This window comes from Pseudomonadota bacterium (genome assembly GCA_030859565.1).
Taxonomy (GTDB): Bacteria; Pseudomonadota; Gammaproteobacteria; order JACCXJ01; family JACCXJ01; genus USCg-Taylor.
Genome location: JALZJW010000022.1, coordinates 21,118 through 38,871, shown reverse-complemented (window position 1 = coordinate 38,871; position 17,754 = coordinate 21,118). Strand labels below are relative to the sequence as shown.

General features: G+C 60.7%; 17 protein-coding genes and 1 pseudogene. 12 read left to right on the top strand and 6 right to left on the bottom strand.

Annotated elements, in window-relative coordinates; translation table 11 throughout:
• The 9 genes and pseudogenes from M3436_05260 to M3436_05220 all read left to right on the top strand — a co-directional run.
• Positions 1-1,040, top strand: a 1,040-nt coding sequence (locus M3436_05260) for an IS4 family transposase (GenBank protein ID MDQ3563558.1), incomplete at its 5' end; no start/stop codon positions are given.
• 54 nt (positions 1,041-1,094) lie between these two features.
• The gene (locus tag M3436_05255; GenBank protein MDQ3563557.1) at positions 1,095-1,280 is read left to right on the top strand and encodes a hypothetical protein; all 186 of its coding nucleotides are present in this window, start codon (positions 1,095-1,097) and stop codon (positions 1,278-1,280) included.
• Complete coding sequence (locus M3436_05250) at positions 1,280-1,702, top strand: metalloregulator ArsR/SmtB family transcription factor (GenBank protein MDQ3563556.1); 423 nt, start codon at positions 1,280-1,282, stop codon at positions 1,700-1,702. The genes M3436_05255 and M3436_05250 overlap by 1 nt, the downstream gene beginning before the upstream one ends.
• Positions 1,699-2,520, top strand: coding sequence for a phosphate ABC transporter substrate-binding protein (locus M3436_05245; GenBank protein ID MDQ3563555.1), 822 nt, complete (start codon positions 1,699-1,701; stop codon positions 2,518-2,520). The genes M3436_05250 and M3436_05245 overlap by 4 nt, the downstream gene beginning before the upstream one ends.
• Before the next feature lie 10 nt (positions 2,521-2,530).
• The gene (locus M3436_05240) at positions 2,531-3,214 is read left to right on the top strand and encodes an ABC transporter permease subunit (protein ID MDQ3563554.1); all 684 of its coding nucleotides are present in this window, start codon (positions 2,531-2,533) and stop codon (positions 3,212-3,214) included.
• A gap of 919 nt (positions 3,215-4,133) precedes the next feature.
• Positions 4,134-4,521: pseudogene (locus tag M3436_05235) on the top strand (ISKra4 family transposase).
• Between the two features lie 138 nt (positions 4,522-4,659).
• Positions 4,660-6,114 (top strand): FAD-dependent oxidoreductase, encoded by a 1,455-nt coding sequence (locus tag M3436_05230; GenBank protein ID MDQ3563553.1) that lies wholly within the window; start codon positions 4,660-4,662, stop codon positions 6,112-6,114.
• Positions 6,115-6,470: 356 nt separating this feature from the next.
• Positions 6,471-7,223: a hypothetical protein gene (locus M3436_05225; GenBank protein ID MDQ3563552.1), complete on the top strand. Its 753-nt coding sequence runs from the start codon at positions 6,471-6,473 to the stop codon at positions 7,221-7,223.
• A 1,816-nt stretch (positions 7,224-9,039) separates the two neighbouring features.
• Positions 9,040-10,005, top strand: a complete 966-nt coding sequence (locus tag M3436_05220; GenBank protein ID MDQ3563551.1) for a lysylphosphatidylglycerol synthase domain-containing protein — start codon at positions 9,040-9,042, stop codon at positions 10,003-10,005.
• A 40-nt stretch (positions 10,006-10,045) separates the two neighbouring features.
• Here the strand turns inward: M3436_05220 and egtD are convergent, their stop codons facing one another.
• The 3 genes from egtD to M3436_05205 all read right to left on the bottom strand — a co-directional run bounded on the left by egtD (position 10,046) and on the right by M3436_05205 (position 12,723).
• Positions 10,046-11,008 (bottom strand): L-histidine N(alpha)-methyltransferase, encoded by a 963-nt coding sequence (gene egtD, locus M3436_05215; GenBank protein ID MDQ3563550.1) that lies wholly within the window; start codon positions 11,006-11,008, stop codon positions 10,046-10,048.
• Positions 11,005-12,300 (bottom strand): ergothioneine biosynthesis protein EgtB, encoded by a 1,296-nt coding sequence (egtB, locus tag M3436_05210; protein MDQ3563549.1) that lies wholly within the window; start codon positions 12,298-12,300, stop codon positions 11,005-11,007. Before egtB ends, egtD begins: the two co-directional genes overlap by 4 nt.
• A gap of 99 nt (positions 12,301-12,399) precedes the next feature.
• Positions 12,400-12,723: a DUF899 domain-containing protein gene (locus M3436_05205; GenBank protein MDQ3563548.1), complete on the bottom strand. Its 324-nt coding sequence runs from the start codon at positions 12,721-12,723 to the stop codon at positions 12,400-12,402.
• A gap of 66 nt (positions 12,724-12,789) precedes the next feature.
• On the opposite strand from M3436_05205, the gene tnpA reads away from it, so the two are divergent.
• Positions 12,790-13,221 (top strand): IS200/IS605 family transposase, encoded by a 432-nt coding sequence (gene tnpA, locus M3436_05200; protein ID MDQ3563547.1) that lies wholly within the window; start codon positions 12,790-12,792, stop codon positions 13,219-13,221.
• A 303-nt stretch (positions 13,222-13,524) separates the two neighbouring features.
• Here the strand turns inward: tnpA and M3436_05195 are convergent, their stop codons facing one another.
• Genes M3436_05195 through M3436_05185 form a run of 3 tightly spaced genes read right to left on the bottom strand, consistent with a single transcriptional unit; the run spans position 13,525 to position 16,260 of the window.
• A complete protein-coding gene (locus M3436_05195; protein MDQ3563546.1) occupies positions 13,525-14,010 on the bottom strand; it encodes a TlpA family protein disulfide reductase in 486 nt (161 codons plus the stop codon).
• A 5-nt stretch (positions 14,011-14,015) separates the two neighbouring features.
• Complete coding sequence (locus M3436_05190) at positions 14,016-15,194, bottom strand: glycoside hydrolase (GenBank protein ID MDQ3563545.1); 1,179 nt, start codon at positions 15,192-15,194, stop codon at positions 14,016-14,018.
• Positions 15,195-15,210: 16 nt separating this feature from the next.
• Entirely contained in the window at positions 15,211-16,260 is a 1,050-nt protein-coding gene (locus M3436_05185) for a transporter (GenBank protein MDQ3563544.1), read from the bottom strand.
• Positions 16,261-16,835: 575 nt separating this feature from the next.
• On the opposite strand from M3436_05185, the gene M3436_05180 reads away from it, so the two are divergent.
• Together M3436_05180 and M3436_05175 are read left to right on the top strand one after the other, a co-directional pair.
• Positions 16,836-17,261, top strand: a complete 426-nt coding sequence (locus M3436_05180) for a hypothetical protein (protein ID MDQ3563543.1) — start codon at positions 16,836-16,838, stop codon at positions 17,259-17,261.
• On the top strand, positions 17,248-17,745 hold the full coding sequence (locus M3436_05175) for a glycine zipper family protein (protein MDQ3563542.1): 498 nt from the start codon (positions 17,248-17,250) through the stop codon (positions 17,743-17,745). The genes M3436_05180 and M3436_05175 overlap by 14 nt, the downstream gene beginning before the upstream one ends.
• Positions 17,746-17,754 lie beyond the last annotated feature (9 nt).

Here is a 17,754-nt window from a genome sequence, read left to right as displayed (position 1 = left end):
TGTGCATGGCGTTCGCGCAACTCACCTATCGCGAGAGCTTGCGCGACATCGAAGCCTGCCTTCGAGCCCAGAGTGCCAAGCGCTATCATCTCGGCTTCCGCAGCAACGTTGCCCGCAATACACTGGCCAACGCGAATGCCACGCGGGACTGGCGCATGTACTGCGATTTTGCGCAGAGCCTGATTGGGATCGCGCGGCGGCTCTATGCCGACGAACCGCTCGGTGTCGACTTGAGGGATACGGTCTACGCGCTCGATTCGACGACCATCGACTTGTGTCTATCGGTATTCCCTTGGGCCCCATTCCGATCGACCAAGGCAGCGGTGAAGCTGCATACCCTGCTCGATCTGCGTGGCAACATCCCGTCGTTCATCTTCATCAGCGATGGCAAGCTGCACGACGTCAATATCCTCGACCAGCTGACACCCGAGGCGGGCGCCTTCTATGTGATGGACCGGGGCTACATCGACTTCGAGCGCTTGGCCCGCTTCAACGATGCAGGCAGCTTCTTCGTCACCCGCGCCAAGTCGAACTTCAAAGCACAACGTCGCTACTCCCACCCCGTGGACCGAATCACCGGACTTGTCTGCGACCAGACCGTGACGCTCAGTGGTTTCTATTCGCGCAAAGGCTTCGCGGCGCCGTTGCGTCGAATCAAGTTCAACGATCCCGAAACCGGCAAGCGGCTTGTTTTTCTCACCAACAATCTCGGGCTGCCAGCGCTCACCATCACGCAGCTTTACCGGATGCGCTGGCGCGTGGAGCTTTTCTTCAAATGGATCAAGCAGCATCTTCCGATCAAAGTCTTCTTCGGCACGAGCAAGAACGCCGTCAAGTCGCAGATCTGGATCGCCGTATCGGTCTATGTCCTCGTCGCCATCGTCAAAAAGCGACTCACTCTTTCGGCGAGCCTCTACGAAATGCTACAAATCCTCAGCTTGACCATGTTCGAACGAACTCCATTGGATCAATTGCTTACACTCACCGTAGCGCAACAAAATGCGCCCATGTTAGCCAACCAGTTGAGTTTGTTCGATTAACGTTGGGACACTAGTGAAATATTGCAATAATCCGATTTATCAGGTGAGGTGCGCATGGCAGACGAAACCATCACGCGGCAGGGGAGCGAGCGATACGCCAGAGCGCTGGCGACCGGGGAGCAGCTAAGACCGTCCGGCCGGGTGGGGCCATACACCCGGCATTTCGCCGTCATCAATCGAGCCGGCGAGGCCGTCGCGGGCGAAACGGTCGCCTGCGGGCTCGACGGGAGCTGTTGCTGATGGCCCTCAAAGCGGATCTCAGCGAGCGGGAATGCGCCAATGTCCTGCGGGCCCTGGCGGACGAGACGCGGCTGCGGATCCTGGAGTCCCTGCTCGTGCGCGAGAAGTGCGTAGGCGATTTGGTCGAGCAGATCGGCAAGCAGCAGCCGCACATGTCCCACCATCTGCGGATTCTGCGCGAGGCGGGCTTGATCGAGGGCATCCGCGAGGGCCAGCGGGTCTGCTACCGGATAGCTCCCGGCCTGCAATTGCGGCTCAAGACCTCCGTCACGAGGCCATTGACCTGGGGTGCTGCCGGATCAGCTTTCCGGTGGACTTCCTGGCGGCGCGCGTGCGGTCGGGCGAGGACCTTGGCATGGGGGGCTGAAATGAGCCACCCTTCTCCGAAGATCGGCCGGGTTTACCCGCAAGGAGGGATGTGAAGCGAATTCTGATGGTCGCGGTCGTACCTGCCGTCGTCGGCCTTTTCGGGTTCCCATCCTGGGCCGATACGCGTGCAAAACTGGTCGTCACCGGCTCCAGCACCGTCGCGCCGCTGATCGCCGAGATCGCCAAGCGTTTTGAGCAGCAGAACGTCGGGGTGCGGGTGGACGTGCAGACCGGCGGCTCTTCGCGCGGCATCGCGGACGCCAAGACCGGCGTCGCCGACATCGGCATGTCCTCGCGCAGCCTGAAGCCCGAGGAAGCCGCCGAACTGAAAGAGTGGGACCTGGCCAAAGACGGCATCTGTTTCCTCGTGCACAAAGACAATCCGGTGAGGGCGCTGACCAACGATCAGATCAAGGCCATTTACACCGGCGCTATCGACACCTGGAAGCAGGTCGGCGGCGCCGACCGTCCGCTGGTGGCGATCAACCGCGCCGATGGCCGCGCCGAGCTGGAGCAATTCTCGGCCTTCTTCAAGCTCAAGCCGGAGGAGATCAAGGTGGACCTGATCGCCGGCGAGAACCAGCAGGGGATCAAGCTGGTGGCCGGTAATCCCGACGCATTGGTTTACATGTCCGTCGGGGCCTCCGAATACGACACGGCTAGGGGCGTGCCGATCAAACTGCTGCCCATGAACGGCATCCAGGCGTCCTGCAAGACGGTCGCCGACGGCACGTTTCCGTTGTCGCGTTCCCTGGTGCTGGTGACGAAGCCGCGGCCGGGCAACCCTCTGGTGCGGCCGTTTCTGGATTTCGCGCTCTCGGCCGAGGTCAACGATCTGATCCTCGCGCTGTCGTTTGTCCCCGTCCGCTAGAGACGCGGTAATGGCCGCGGCCTTGCGGGCCGCGGCTTTCGTCTGCGGCGCTTTCGTGGTGCTGCTGGTGCTGTTCGTGCTGCGCGAGTCCTGGCCAGCCCTGCGGGAGATCGGTCTCAGCCGCTTCTTCACCGACGCGTCCTGGCATCCGCAGGGTGGCGCGGCGGCCGGTACTTTCGGTCTCGTGCCGATGATCACCGCGTCACTCGCGCTCACCGTAGGCGCGATGGCGCTCGCTGCGCCGCTGGGTCTGCTCTGTGCGCTGTTCTGCAGCGACTATGCGCCGCTCGGTCTGGCCACGGCATTCCGCCGGCTGCTGGAAGTGCTGGCGGGCATTCCGTCCGTGGTCTACGGTTTCTGGGGGCTGGTTGTGCTGGTGCCGCTGATCAACCGCTGGAAGCCGCCTGGCGCGAGCCTGCTTGCGGGGATCCTGGTGCTGGCGCTGATGATTCTGCCGACCATGGCGCTGCTCGCGCAATCCGCCATCGCGACGGTGCCCGCAGACTACCGGCGCGGCGCTGCGGCGCTTGGTCTCACGCGCGTGGGCACGCTTTGGGGCGTGGTGCTGCCGTGTGCCTCGCGCTTCACACTGGCCCAGACCCGCTTATTCCGTGCCCGGGGTATACAGGTGTTCTCGGCCTCCTCCACCCCCATGATGGTCTCGGCGGTGCGGTGGTGCGGTGTGATGCTATAGACGGTGGCCACCGTCGCCATGCGCTTGCGGTTGCGCTTCTCCCCTTGCGAGAGGCGCGTCTTGAGCTTGTGGCTCTCCCGCTCGGCCGCCTTGCGCGTCGCCTCGCGCAAGCCCTCCCGCCGCATGACGATGCCCTTGCCATCCAGGCTCATGATGAGGGGATCGGTGGTGTCCTCAGGGACTGTGATTTCGCGGCTCTGATAGAACGCTTCGAAGTCTTGAGCAACCGCCGCCACCATCTCCTCGGCTTGGCGCTTGGGTACATGCCCTCCGGTGGTCTTCGCTACGCTTGCGACCGTCTCGTCAAAAGAGCTCTTCGCCGCTTCCTCCGCCACCCGCCGGCGCAAGCCATGGGAATACTTATCCGGCGGCACGTTGAGATCGGCATCAAGTGGACACAAACCCCACTCACCAGGGGCGCCATACCCCAGCCGCTTGACCTCCACTTCGCCGAACAGACTCATCAACTCACGTTCACCTGCACGGCAATGCCGCCGTAGCACCCCATCGGCCCCTACCACCTCCAAGCGTCTCTCCTCGGTCTTTGCCCGTAGATCCAAATGCCCTTGCAGCAAACCCCTGAGCAGCTCGTTGCCCTCCTGCGCAATCGTCGCTTCCACTTGCCCGTGTTCCATCCGGCTCATCTCCTCCGACTGCAGTCGACTCACCAGAAAGTTGAACTGCTCACGCGCTGCGGTGAACTCTTCCAAACTCCGAATGACGGTGTATGCTTCTGCCAATGGGGGCCTCCTTTTGGGGTAGGTATGTTGGTTCGCAACCCATACCTACTACGGATCGCCCCCTCTTTCCATAGCTCATCGGCCCTAACCATTTGACAAAACTTAACAATCTCTCGTTCCAATCGATCTTCACCCTTTGACTTTGATCTGAGACAATCGGGCTGATGCGGGCATTATACATGCAGATTTTGCACGGCAAGGCCAGCGATGTCGCGGCCGGTATGCGTAGAGCCGCCACCTTGCGAGGGCTCTCTCGCAAAGCGCGCGAGGGGGTGGATGATTGCGCCGACTATCTGCTGAAATACCGCCACATGCTCCGCTACGATGAGTACCTGGCCCACGGGCTGCCCATTGCTACCGGCCGTCATCGAAGGCGCCTGCCGTCACCTCATCAAGGATCGAATGGACATCACCGGCGCGCGCTGGGGATTGGAAAGCGCCGAGGCTATCCTGAAATTACGCTCCCTGCGCTCAAGTGGCGACTTCGAGGCGTACTGGGAGTTCCATAAGACCCACGAGCTCAAGCGTAATCATACCTCTCGCTATCCCCTGCAGAAGGTTGCCTGACCACCCGTGAACGTCGTTCTAAAAGAGCCGCACCCAAAGTCAAAAGAGTAAGTACGGACACCCAATGACCGATGCCAATGAGATCGCGCAGGCGATGACGCCGCCGAGCCGCGCCCGCTGCCGAGCTTGGCGAAATGAATGCAGAAAGGTTCCTTGCTGAGAACGCTGACCCTGCTGTGTGTACTCCTGCTCGGGGCACTCCCGGCCAGCTTCGCGGAAGTCCCCGCGGCGACGCGCGTCGTGGTAGTGGGCGGTGGGCTGGCGGGGCTTACGACGGCCTACGAGCTACAAAAGCGTGGCATCGTGGCACAAGTCATCGAGGCCAGCGATGTCTTCGGCGGCCGCGTGGCGACGGCGCGCTATCCCGGCGGCCTGCAGGCCGAATACGGATTGCAGGAGATGTGGGGGGACAATCCGGCGCTCGGGATGGCGCGCGAGCTGGGGATTGCGCTCGACGAAGAGAGCGGCGAGCCGTTCTCCAGCGTCATCATCGACGGCAAGCTGCACGCTTTCGTTCAGGACACCGCTGAGCAGTACTTCGCGACGTTTCTTTCGGACGACGAGCAGGCGACGCTCACGACGTGGCTCGGGAAGGCCTCGGCGCTGAGAAAAACGGCGCTCGCCAAAGGTCTGGCAGATGGCGCGGTACGGGCGCTCCAGGGCATATCGTTCGCGGAATGGATCGAGCGGGAGAAGCTTCCCCACAATGCCGCCGAGTTCGTGCGATTGACGATCGAATGCGAGCTGGCGGCGCCCTGGGATCGATTCAGCGCGCTGGCCGGGCTACTGGAATTCGGGATCTTTCTCGAGGGTGGCCAGAAGCATTATCACGTCCGCGGCGGCAATATCCGGTTGATCGAGGCGCTTGCCGCCGCCCTCAAGGGTCCGAAGCTCCTATCCGCCCGCGTCGTGCGTGTGGTGCGCGACGGAACCGGAGACGCCGGACGGCGCGCACGGGTCTACTATCAGCACGCCGGGCGCATCGAGACGGTCGAAGCGGAAGCGGTGGTGCTCGCCGTCCCTTTCACACGGGTGCATTCGATCAGCCTGACGCCGGAGTTGTCGCGCGCCAAACGCGAGGCCATTGCATCGTTGGACCTCGGCCAATACGTGGTCGCACACCTGATCGTCGATCGCACCGCCGAAGACCTCTGGCGCATCAACGGTGAAACACCGCTGCCGGTATTGAGCGACGGCACGCTGGGTGTGATCTACGGGACCCAAGGCGAGGGCGAACCCAATGCCAAGACCGATGTTTTCTCGCTCCTCATCCACGGCCTTGCCGCGCGCCGACTCCACATGAAACCACACGATGAAGCCGTCGCGGAAATGACCGCCGCGCTCTCCAAGCTCTGGCCAGGCTTCAAATCGCACGTGCGCGAGACCTATCTCTACAGCCATCACCCCGCGGCGGTCGCGGTGTGGCCGCCCGGCCGCTCGCCGCTCGATGCAAAAGCGCAGGCGCTGTTCGAACCCGAGGACGGCCTTTATTTCGCCGGCGACTGGTTGGTGAGCGCCCACTCCGACGGCGCGGTGGTGAGCGGCCGGCGCGCGGCGAAGCGCATTGTCAAAGACCTCGCCAACCGTAAGTAGAGGTCTTAGTGTGACCTTCCCCGAAAACCTAAGGGCGCTCACTGGACCACCTGTGGTTTGTTTTCAATCCTGCGGCCTATAGGGCGTGGATCGCCGGACTCCGGTCATTCCAAGGACCGAGCGCGTCCGGGGCGCCCAGCAGGGCCAGTCTCCGGCCCTAGCGTTCCATCCTCAGGGCGCCTAGCAGGGCAATTCCCTGGCCCTAGCCGCTTCGCGTAGCGATGTATGCATCCGGCGCTAAATTTCGCGCAAACCGCGTGTCTTTTCTGTCCACTATATTTTCGATACTGCCGCCATAATCAAAGTCGCTTTAGGGCTTCGGCCCACTCCTCCAAGATATTCGCGGGTTAGGACGAATGAAAGATATGTCTGATTGTTGGGCGGCTTGCCTAGGAGGGTGTAGCGATAAAGTAAGTCGCGAGCACTTGGTATCGAAGGCTCTATTTCCATCGAATGAAATCGAGGTTCACGGCTTCAACTGGTGTAAGGACGCGCCAAAGCGCGTTGGCATCGGGTCGATCACATCAAAAATACTTTGCACAACTCACAATAGTGGATTCTCCGAGCTTGACAGCGCAGCTGCCATGGCTTTTGACGCTTTTCGTGAATGCAGGCGAATTTCGAATGTTCGAGAGAATCTTGTCGGCGCCCGATTCAAGGTAGAACGCTTCGTCATTGACGCGCTAAAGCTGGAGCGTTGGTTCCTGAAAACATTGATCAACTTGTCTCGACATAGTGGGCTGCACATTGGACCATCTGGGGAAGCTCCTGGTTGTCCATCCGACGACCTGGTGAACATCTGTTTTGGGAAACGCCAATTTCAAGGACGTGCTGGAATGTACGTTGCCGCAAACCAAGGCATGGTCATCAATTCGATCGATAGGGTCGCGTTTACTCCTCTCACAAAGGATGACCTGCGCATTCTGGGCGGCTTCTTTGAGTTCCGAGGGTTTCGTTTCTTCCTTGCACTTCATCCGGAAGGATTGAGCGTGCCCGTGGCCTCAATCCCGGGGATAGAAGAAGGTTGGCCTAATGCCAATTTGTTGTGGCGGTTTCAGAAGTTCAAGGCAAAGGTGGCGCCGTCCGTTGTTATTGAGTTTCGCTGGTAATGCTTGCGACTCGAACGAATTTACCAATTGGTTGAGAAAGCAGGGCTTGGCTCGACTTGTGGTCTTTGGACCATTCGTTAAAACCTTCGGAACCCTAACCGTTACCGGGGGCGAGGTGATGGGACTTGTGACCGCTCGCGCGATTGAAATGGGAGCGGTACCTCGCGAGCGTCGGACACTTTCGCGCGGGAAGGCCAGAGATCTAACATGAAAGAGACTGGGTTTGCTCTGGGACTTGGGTTTGACTTCGATGCTCGGTGTTTGCGGCGCCTAATGCGCGGCTTCCGCGGACAAGGCTTTAGCGGCTGCGCCCCGTTACGCATTAGTGAATAAGTGAGGCTTACAAATGAGGCTTACAGAGGAGCAACGCGACCTCCGATGGCAGATAGAGGTAGTCTGCTACCGGTGTCTTCACGCTATTGAATACCTCAAGAGCGTTAGCCGAAGAGGCGACGACGACTTCTGGAAATTTACGGAAAATTGCTACGCTGAGGTGGCGTGCTTGCTCTGGTGTCATGTATTCAATAGTCGAAACAAGGACCCCGTGCACTATTGGAAGCTGTTCGGGGAAGGTCGTCTGTCTGGACTGGGGGTACCGTTCGTATATGCCACCGTACAACAACGCCTGTGGTCGGCCGCCAAATTGGATAAAGGTAGCTACGAACAGTTTCGAAAAGGAGTAGTAGATTTCCGGAACTGCTATGTATCCCATCGCGAATACACGTGCGAATCAGTAGCGTTTCCGTGCCTCGACAAGGTAAAGGCGATGTGCCTAGAAATGCGCAACCTCTTGGAGGAGACCGTCCAAGCAGAGACGGCGGCAAACCCTGATGATCCAGACTTGAAAGAACTGTTGGAGTACTACGCTCACCATCAAAATGAGGCAGATTTTCGGAAATGCCGGGAGGAGACTCGGCTCCATGGCCCAGGTACTGCCTAACCAGTAAGGATTGAGATGACCATGGATGGTCAATCCAATGTTCAAGAAGCCCGTGGTTGGGGCTAGTGCTCTTTAAAATAAGGGTATTACTTCAAAGCCGGCGGAAAGTGGCTTTGTCAGCGAAGCGCTTAAGGAGCCACGCTCGGATATTTTCACAATGGCAGCTCTCCCTGCGCAGCGATGACGTGCCCCGTGATATTAGCGCCTAACCGCAGCCGGCCCCTAGGCCTTGCCTCGCGCCGTTGCCCCGTCATGCGCTCAATCTTGGCATAGAATCGTTCATTGCCCAAAGGTTGGTTTTGGTTCAGCGTAAGCCGTAGGTCACGGAGGGTCTCCAGATCGATAGCGGGTCGGAACCGGTAAGCTACGCGGCGCGCGTGGTCGGCCGCGCCCAATGCCAGGTAGACCGGATGAGGGCTGAGCCGCGGTGAGAACTGTCCGAGGGCGTTAGCCCGGTAGCTGGTCCAACGGTAGTGCGCATGCAGGGGTCTCCGCCTGGGTCAGCTAGAACTTGTAGCGGCTGTCCCACATGCCCGTACGCCGGTACTGCCGGTTGATATACTGCACGTAGCGCCGTCCCAACGAAATACAAGCTTGGGTACCGTCGCGGCTTTCTCGTCTCAGGATCGGTCATGCCTTCTTGCACCAACACCAGCTTGGCCCCCAAGATATTGCGCGGGAGGGATGAGATCGCTGCAGGTGACGACCAGATCGTAGGGGTCGTTCGTAGTAGGACGTGAAAAACCTCGAATTGTGGCAACTGCCGCGCGACCCGATGCACCATCCGCGTCTGGTTTATCGATCTACAAATGTATAATGCCCGCATCAGCCCGATTGTCTCAGATCTAAAGTCTAAAGAGTAAGTACGGACACCCAATGACGGATGCCAATGAGATCGCGCGGGCGATGGCGCCGCCGAGCCGCGGGCAGCGCGTGCTCATGCCGCTCTTGTCGCTCGCCCTGTTTTTGGCCGCGAGCTCGGCCATCTATCACCTTCTGCAAGAGCTGAATGTCGACCGCATGCTTGCCGAGGTGCGGCAGCTTTCCTCCGGGCAATTGGGGCTCGCATTGTTACTGACAGCTGCGAGCTACACGGTGCTCATCGGCTATGACTGGTCGGCGCTCCGCTACATCGGGCAGGCGGTGGCCTTTCGCACCGTGGCCTTCGCGGCTTTCTGCGGTTGCGCGATTGCCAATACCGTGGGCGTCAACATCGTCTCGGGCGGCTCGGTGCGTTACCGCATATATGTTCCGGCCGGCCTCGGCGCCTTGGATGTGGCCCAGGTTACAGTCTTTGGCATGGTCGCCTACGGGATCGGAAACTTCGTCCTGGGGGCGGCCGCGTTGACCCTGCACGCGGATCTCATCGGCCGCTTTCTACCCGTTCCGCCTGGGCTATTGCACGGCCTCGGTATCTCCGGATTAGCCCTGTTCATGACGCTGGCTGTTCTGTTCGTTTTCCGGCGCGCGCCGATGCGGATCGGCCGTTGGCGGTTTCGATTACCGAGCGCGCGGATCGCGATGGCGCAATTGTTCTTCACCCTCGCGGACATCGTGTTCGCCGGGGGGTGCTTGTACGTGCTTTTGAACGCACCGGATGTGCCCTTCATCGCCTTCCTCGCCGTCTATTCGATCGCGACGCTCGCGGGCATGGTGAGCCATGTGCCGGGCGGGCTCGGCGTCTTCGAGAGCATCCTGCTCCTGAGCTTTCATGGCTTGATTTTAACCGAATCTCTCGCGGCGGCGCTGTTGCTCTACCGCGCCGTCTATCACTTGGTCCCGCTCTCTCTCGCCGCCGCGCTGCTTGCCGGGCGCGAGGCGCTCGATCGGGTCCGGCCATGATTGCTCCGCCGAGCAAGCGAGCGGTATAGACGGGTGATCACTAGGTCGCCACGCGCAGGTAGTGCACGCTGAACATCTCGTCCGCATCGGTCCAGGTGCGTTCAACACTGTAGCCGGCGGCGTCGGCGAGCGCGTGGAACTCGGCGGGCGTGTATTTGTAGGAGCTTTCGGTGTGAATGGTTTCCCCTTCCGCAAACGTGAAAGGCACCCCATCAACGCGAATGCGTTGCGCTTTGCGACTCACCAGATGCATCTCGATGCGGCCGGCTGCATGGTTGTAGAACGCAGCGTGCGCGAATGCCGCACTATCAATGTCGGCGCGTAACTCGCGCCGCAGACGCACCAGTAGATTGAGATTGAACATCGCGGTAATACCGGCACTGTCGTTGTAGGCGGCGTGCAGAATCGCCGGGTCTTTCTTCAAATCCACGCCAATCACCAGCACGCCGTCGTGGCCAAGCAACGGGCGTAGGCCGCTCAATAACACGCGTGCCTCGCCCGGCTCGAAGTTGCCCACACTCGATCCCGGATAGAACGCAAGCCGCCGTCCCACTCGCGGCAGGCCCGAAACCGAAAACGGCAGGCACAAATCGGCGCAGGCGGCATGCACTTCGAGCCAGGGATAATCGCGTGCGAGCCGGCGCGTGGAATCGAGCAGGAACTCGCGCGATATATCCACGGCAAGGTAAACCGACGGCCGCAGCGTTTCGAGCAGCAGGCGCACCTTGCGGCTTGCGCCGCTGCCAAGCTCAATGAGCACGCTGTCGAGACCGGTAAGCTTCGCGATTTCGCGGGCGCAGCGATTTAAGATGGCCGTTTCGACGCGCGTCAGGTAATACTCCGGTAAACGGCAGATATCCTCGAAAAGCGCCGAGCCACGGCGATCATAGAAAAACTTCGGCGGAATGTGTTTCGGCTGTGCGCTCAAACCGCGCAACACGTTGTACCGAAAATCGGAACTTTCCGGCGCTTCGCCGTAGATAACTACCGGTTGTATTTTCATCTGTCCTCCGCCAAGCGTATGCCGGAGAACTGCCAGCGATCCGCGGGATAGAAGAAGTTGCGATAGGTGGCGCGCAGGTGATCCGCGGGTGTTGCGCACGAGCCGCCGCGCAACACCATCTGGTTCACCATGAACTTGCCGTTATATTCGCCGAGCGCACCTGCGGGCGGCCGATAGCCGGGATACGGCGCGTACGCGCTTTGCGTCCACTCCCACACATCGCCAAAGCGTTGCAGCGGCGACTCGCCGGGCGCGGCCGGCACCGGGTGCAGATAACCGCTGTCGCGCAAGTTGCCCGCGATCGGCAATGCGGCGGCGGCGACTTCCCACTCTTGCTCGCTCGGCAAACGCTTGCCGAGGAAGCGTGCGTAGGCATCGGCCTCGTAAAAGCTTACGTGACACAGGGGCTCGTTTTCGTTCACCGGCCGCATCCCCGCAAGGGTGAACTGCCACCAGCGGCCGTCGATCTGCTCCCAGTAAAGCGGCGCCTGCCAACCGCGCTCGCATGCCGTGCGCCAACCATCGGCGAGCCAGAGATCGGGGCGGCGGTAACCGCCGGCCGTGATGAATGCGAGGTATTCTCCGCAAGTGATGAGCCGCGCAGCGAGCGCATAAGGCCGGAGATACACGCTGTGCCGCGGCAGCTCGTTATCGAAGGCGAAGTCCGCGCCGGCGTGGCCGACCGCGTGCATGCCTCCCTGGTAATCGATCCAGCTCAACGGCACGGGCCCCGGTCTCTGGGCTTCGGGCAAATCGGCGCGATAGGCCGGGCGCAGCGGATTGAGCGAGAAGTTGTACTTGATGTCGGTGAGCAACAACTCCTGATGCTGTTGTTCGTGATGACAGCCGAGTGTCGTGCGGCGCGCGACCTCGGCGAAATCGGCTGGACGTGCTTCCGTCAGCAACCTCGCCATGGCCGCGTCGACGTGGGCGCGATAGCGATAGACCTCCGCTACCGTGGGGCGGGATAACAAACCGCGCTCCGGGCGCGGATACTGCGCGCCGATCGTTTGGTAATAGGAGTTGAAGAGGTATTCAAACCGCGGATGGAAAACCGGATAAGCGTGCAGAAACGGTTTTAGCAGGAAGGTTTCGAAAAACCAGGTGGTATGCGCCAGATGCCACTTCGGCGGGCTTGCATCCGGCATGGCCTGCAGCCCGTAATCTTCCGTCGCCAGCGGCCGGCACAACTCTTCGGTTGCGCGGCGCACCACAACGTAGCGCGGCGCAAGCGCCTGCGGCTCCTCAGCGTACCCCGGCGCAATCCGCCGGGTTCCGGCAATAGACACCATTGCGACCTCCGTGTTGAACTCCCTTAAATTGGAACACAGGCCGCGGGGAATGCCAAATTAAACTCTATCCCTTCGCGGCCTCGTGGCATGGAGGCGCAGTCACCCGCGGTCTTCACCCAAATGACAACAGGCGTCCGATTCCCTGAGAACCTCGCCGTACTTGTCGTGGTGCCGCGTCCAGTCCTTCTCCTGCTGGTTGAGGTCCGGGTCCCACCCCAGCCCTCCTGTCGGCCGAGCGGCGTCAAGTCGAGGAGTTGTACGTGCCGCGACGAGCAGATCCATGCCGCGACCATAGGTCGAGTAGGTGTGATAGACGCGGTGGCCGTTTCGGAGGAAAACACTAGCACCGGGCTGTTCGCCCTGCACATGGTAGGTGTGGCCTAACTCAGAGAGGTAAGCCCCCGGCTTTGCCGGGGGACTCACCGTGGTTTGACCTGTACTACGGTCGGTGTGAATCTGCGATCTCCGCCAAGAGAAGGGGATTCACAGATGAAAGAATATCAGAGTTTGAGTCATACGAGATGGGACTGCAAATATCACGTAGTGTTTATACCGAAGCGAAGGAAGAAGCGGATTTTCGGGGTGCTGCGTCGGCGATTGGGGGAGATCTTCCACGAGCTAGCGAGGCACAAGGAATCGAAGATTGTCGAAGGGCACCTGATGGGGGATCACGTGCATATGTGTCTGAGTATTCTGCCGAAGTATGCGGTGGCGAATGTGGTCGGATACATCAAGGGGAAGAGTGCTATTCAGATAGCGAGGACGTTTGGTGGCCGACAGCGCAATTTCACCGGCGAGAGCTTTTGGGCACGCGGTTACTTCGTCTCCACGGTGGGCTTGGAGGAAAACATGGTCCGAGCCTATATCCGCAACCAAGAGGAAGAGGACGAGCGCTACGAGCAGATGAAGCTTGGCATGTAGACCGGCCGCCTTGGGCGGCTCATGCTGTTATGGCGCCTTTGAGGCGCTCACCCAATAAGCCCCCGGCTCTGCCGGGGGTGATTTAACTTTCGCTGCCAGCACGATCGCCGGCCACGGCCCCCCCACCCGAGGAGAACCACTAGGAGAACCCGACGCCGGCTGTGTCGGCACAGCCACTATAGCACCGCTCCCGGATCGGGCAGGACGCGCGGCCCTTGCTCCCCGACGGGTTAGCCGGGCGCTAGTTGGGTAGGCGAAGCCGGATCGGGACATCTCGGACGCACGCGGACGCCTGAATCTGCCTCAGTGCCCGGTCGCCTGCATCCAGGCTCGGATCTGCTTCGCCTTGAGGGCACCGCTCACCCCGAGGCGCTCATGCTTTGCGTCGTAGAAGTAGCTGCGAGGCAGCTCACCATACCAGCCCGAATCGATCTCATAGCGCAAGCGCTGCGGGTTCGGCTCGGCGAAGATCCACGACTCGACCTGTGCAAGACCCCGCTCCAGCAGGAAGGCCTGCACTTCGGCGGAACGTGCGATGTCATCCGTAGCGACCAGGACGAGGTTAAAATCTGGGTATTCCTTCCGCAGCTTGGCGAGCATGTTCATCTCCGCTCGGCAGGCGGAACAGGTCAACGACCAGACGTTTAGCAAGAATGGCTTGCCCTCTTGCGTTGCCACGATCTCGGAAAGGCTGTCGGTCTTGAACGGACGGAGTTGGTCGGCTGCGGCGAGGTTGGCGCAGCACGCTAGAATGAGGCCGAATGCGAAAAGAAGCTTGACGTTACGCATAGGTGTCACCGAACCGCGATAAGTTGGTGTCCGTGCTCGGCGTTGTTCCATGAGAGAAAGATCTCGGTGCTATCTTTGATAAGAAATGGGTAGTCGGCATCGGAGCTTGTGCGCGCAATGGCCCTCGGTGCAGACCAGGTGCCTCCGCGATCCGTCGATCGCATCGACAGGATGTGCGTTTGCCGGCCGTCGAACTCTTTCCATACGAGGACGACACGTGTTCCCTTCGCGAGGACATCCGCATGCTGGGCCAACTTTCCTGCCTCACCAATCGCCATCGGATTCGAAAAGTGCTTTCCTTGATCGTCCGAATGCGCATAAAACAAGCCCTGACGCCGCCGGCCTTGCGTAAACCACGCTGCATGGTAGCGCCCATCCGGTGCTATGGAGAGCGCCGGTCCATGCATCGGGCAGGCTTCGATCCTCCAGTCGTCTTCCGTTACCCGCCATGGCGGGCCGACCAAGCCCGCCGGTGAGACCTTCAACATGCCATGGTCGCGAATGCTCCCCGGAAAGACAAAGCGTCCGAATACCACCGGCAGATCGTCAATGCCCACATCCACAGCGATACGGCAGCAGTTGCACATCCCCTCCGTGAGCTTGCGGCTGGATAGACCCGCGGCAAGCGGCGCGACGGTAGTGGCGAAGTACAGCCCGGCGCCCTGTTTCTCGGTCCGTGCGGAGCCCATGTCCACATCGTCGTTCCAGAAGGCGAAGATCCGACCGGAGCGGGCTACGACCATCACGTCTTGCGTATGCCCGCTCGCTTTGGCCGGATCGCTCACCGGCACGGGCGCTTGGAAGCTTCGACCGCCGTTATTAGAAACGGACAAATAACTTGTCGCCGCGCCGGGTGTACCGATGGCGTAGAGCACATAAACGCGCTCTTGCGCATCGACTGCGATGACCGGCCGATCCTCGGCTTGTGCCAGGACTCGTTCCGCATCGGCGTTCAGCGGAACCGGTCGTCTGTAGCTTGCGCCATGATCATCCGAAGCGTCCACATAGAGCCGGCCACCTGCGGCGATGAGACGCCATAACCGATCGCCGGGGCCGAAGGTCGCCGCGGCCACCGCGGCGTCGGCGCTAATCTCGCCGCGATGCGTTGCCGGGCGGGTCGCGACCGTTTCGCAGCCTGACAAGAGCGAAAGTAACACGACCACGCCGAGCCTGAAGGCAAACACAGGGTTAGGCCACTTATCAGAAGCTGAGGCCGACACTACCGATGATCCGGAAGTCAGGATCCGCGAGATTGGTGCCGTTCAGATCCGTGACCACCGGCACCCCGCCCGAGACGGCGAAGGTCCAGTTCGAGCCGACCGTGAGGCGCGCTCCGGGTGAAAAATAAAGCACATGGCCGCCAAAATCGGGATTTTCGAGGTCATCGACTTCTGACGTGTCGCGCCATTCGCCATTTAGCTCGACGATCAGATCCCAGGCGAGCCCCTCGCGTGGAGCATAAAACACCCCCTGCTGCCCGCCGCCCAGGCGATAGGACAAAGCGAAATTGTAATTAAACGCGTCCCCGAGCTCCGTATTCTGAGAGCCTTCGGTCGCCAGCGTGTACAGTACGCTCGTATCGAACGCAAACGGCGAGAACCAATGGGTATACGCCAGGCCGAATAAGCCATCCCAAGAGCCGCTCCCTGGCTGTTGGTCGGTCTCGATGAGCACGCCAGAGTTGGATTCCTCGTCGGTATCGCCGGTCGGCGTCTTGACGCCAAGCTGGATGGCCGCATGGTGTTTATCCTGCACGTGGTAAAATCGGTACTGACCGACAAGGACCAGGTCGCCGATGCCGTTGGGGTCTCCTACTTGCTCGATCTCCGGATCCTCGCCTTCCTCAGCCTCGGGCTCACGCAGGCCCGCGCGCCGGACGTAGGGCAAACGCAAACCGAGGGTCAGATCATCCGTGACCCCATAGAATCCGCCGATGGATACGTTGACCAAAGAGTCCACGGCGTCCAGGCCCGCCTCCGGGTCCGCTTCCCTACGTGTCAGAAGCTCAGCATCCGAGAAGTCCGTATAGTTGGTGTACTCCGTACGGATGCCCGCAGCCCAGCGGCCGCGCGGCAACGTCACCGCCGATTCGGTATTGATCGGCGAGGCGGTCCCAACGCCGATACCCATGGACGCGGTGTGTCCCGCGTGCACACCTTGACTTGCCGAGGAAAGCGCCGCAACGACGATGGCCGTGCGGACGACACGGGTCGTGCCATGCCGGATTGTTATCATGTCGATGAATCTCATCGTTCCGTTTCAGTTGGAAAACTAGGCCACGCAGCTTCCCGGGGTGCAAAGCGATCGAGCAAAAACTCAGCGCCCTTCTGATGACTTAAGGCAGGCGCTCGCACCGGGCTCATGGGGCACCACTAGGTTACTGGCATGCGGCTCGCCTAGTGTAATCCATGATGAAAGGGCCGGGTATGCGACAAATTGTCGCACCCCGGTGTTTCACCCTTGGTCCCTTGTGTCCGGTCCAAGCAGGTCGGCACACGGGCCGATGAGCTTGCTCGGATGATGCGGGAGGGATGAGGTGGCCGTGCGGTGCTCCCGCCCGGCGACATCTGTGTCGCTCAGACGTCTACGGCGTCCCCAGTAGCAGGCTACCTCGGCGATGAAGCCACACGAGCACGAAAATCAACTTTACGATTCTGTATGGAGAAGGGCACTTGCCCGCTAAAGACCTGTCCAACTTTATTAGATTTCTAAATAAGCTGGAATGTACGGGCGGGTCAACAAGACCGCCCACAGGTCGGGAGAGAGTATGAAGAAGCTCGCGGTTAGTTTAGTCGCGGTGTTCACCCTGCTGGGGGCTGCGGGCAGTGTCGATGATGCCTGGGCCAGAGGTGGACACGGGGGAGGACACGGTCATGGCGGAGGGCATGGGCACGGCGGAGGGCATGGATTCCACGGAGGCCATGGCTCTCATGGGCATCAGCGGCATCATGGGCATCGCGGAGGGCATGGTTTCCACGGGCATCACGAACTTCACGGAAGGCATCGTTTCCATGGGCATCATGGATTCCACGGCCGTTTCGGTCTCGGTGGCACATTTATCTCCGGGCCTTATCGCGGATACTACCCATACTATGCGCCGTCACCCATATACGCCCAGCCCCAGTATTGGCACTACTGCACCGATCCCCAAGGCTATTATCCATACGTCACGAACTGCCTGGGTACGTGGCTGCGAGTCGTCCCGCAGGGCCCCACTCCATAGCCAAAAGGCATCGTATGTTGCGATTTAGGCTCTGGGCGATTCTCGGTGGTGTGCTGCTCGCAGGCTGTGTGACTGTACTCAGCGGGCCTGGGGTGGTGGTCTTGCCGGGGGCAGGCAAGACCTTCGAGCAGTTTCGCGAAGAGGATGCAGTCTGCCGGCAGTATGCGCAGTACGGGGTGGGGGCGACCCCTGAACAGGCCGCTGCCGACAGCGTCGCGAGGAGTGCTGGCACAGGTGCACTGGTGGGCGCCGCCGCCGGTGCCCTGATTGGCGCGGCCTCCCATGACCCAGGGCTTGGTGCCGCCATCGGCGCAGGGAGCGGACTACTCGTTGGGAGCGTAGCAGGAAGCGCTGCCGCCGGGACAACGACGGACGCCGTGCAAGGGCGCTATGACATCCGTTACGTGCAGTGCATGTATGCCGAGGGTAACCAGGTTCCCCCGCCGCCAGGCACTTCAGGTCACCCTTTGCCGCCGCTACCTCACCCAAATCTGCTGCCCGCGCCGCCGTAGCATCGAGCG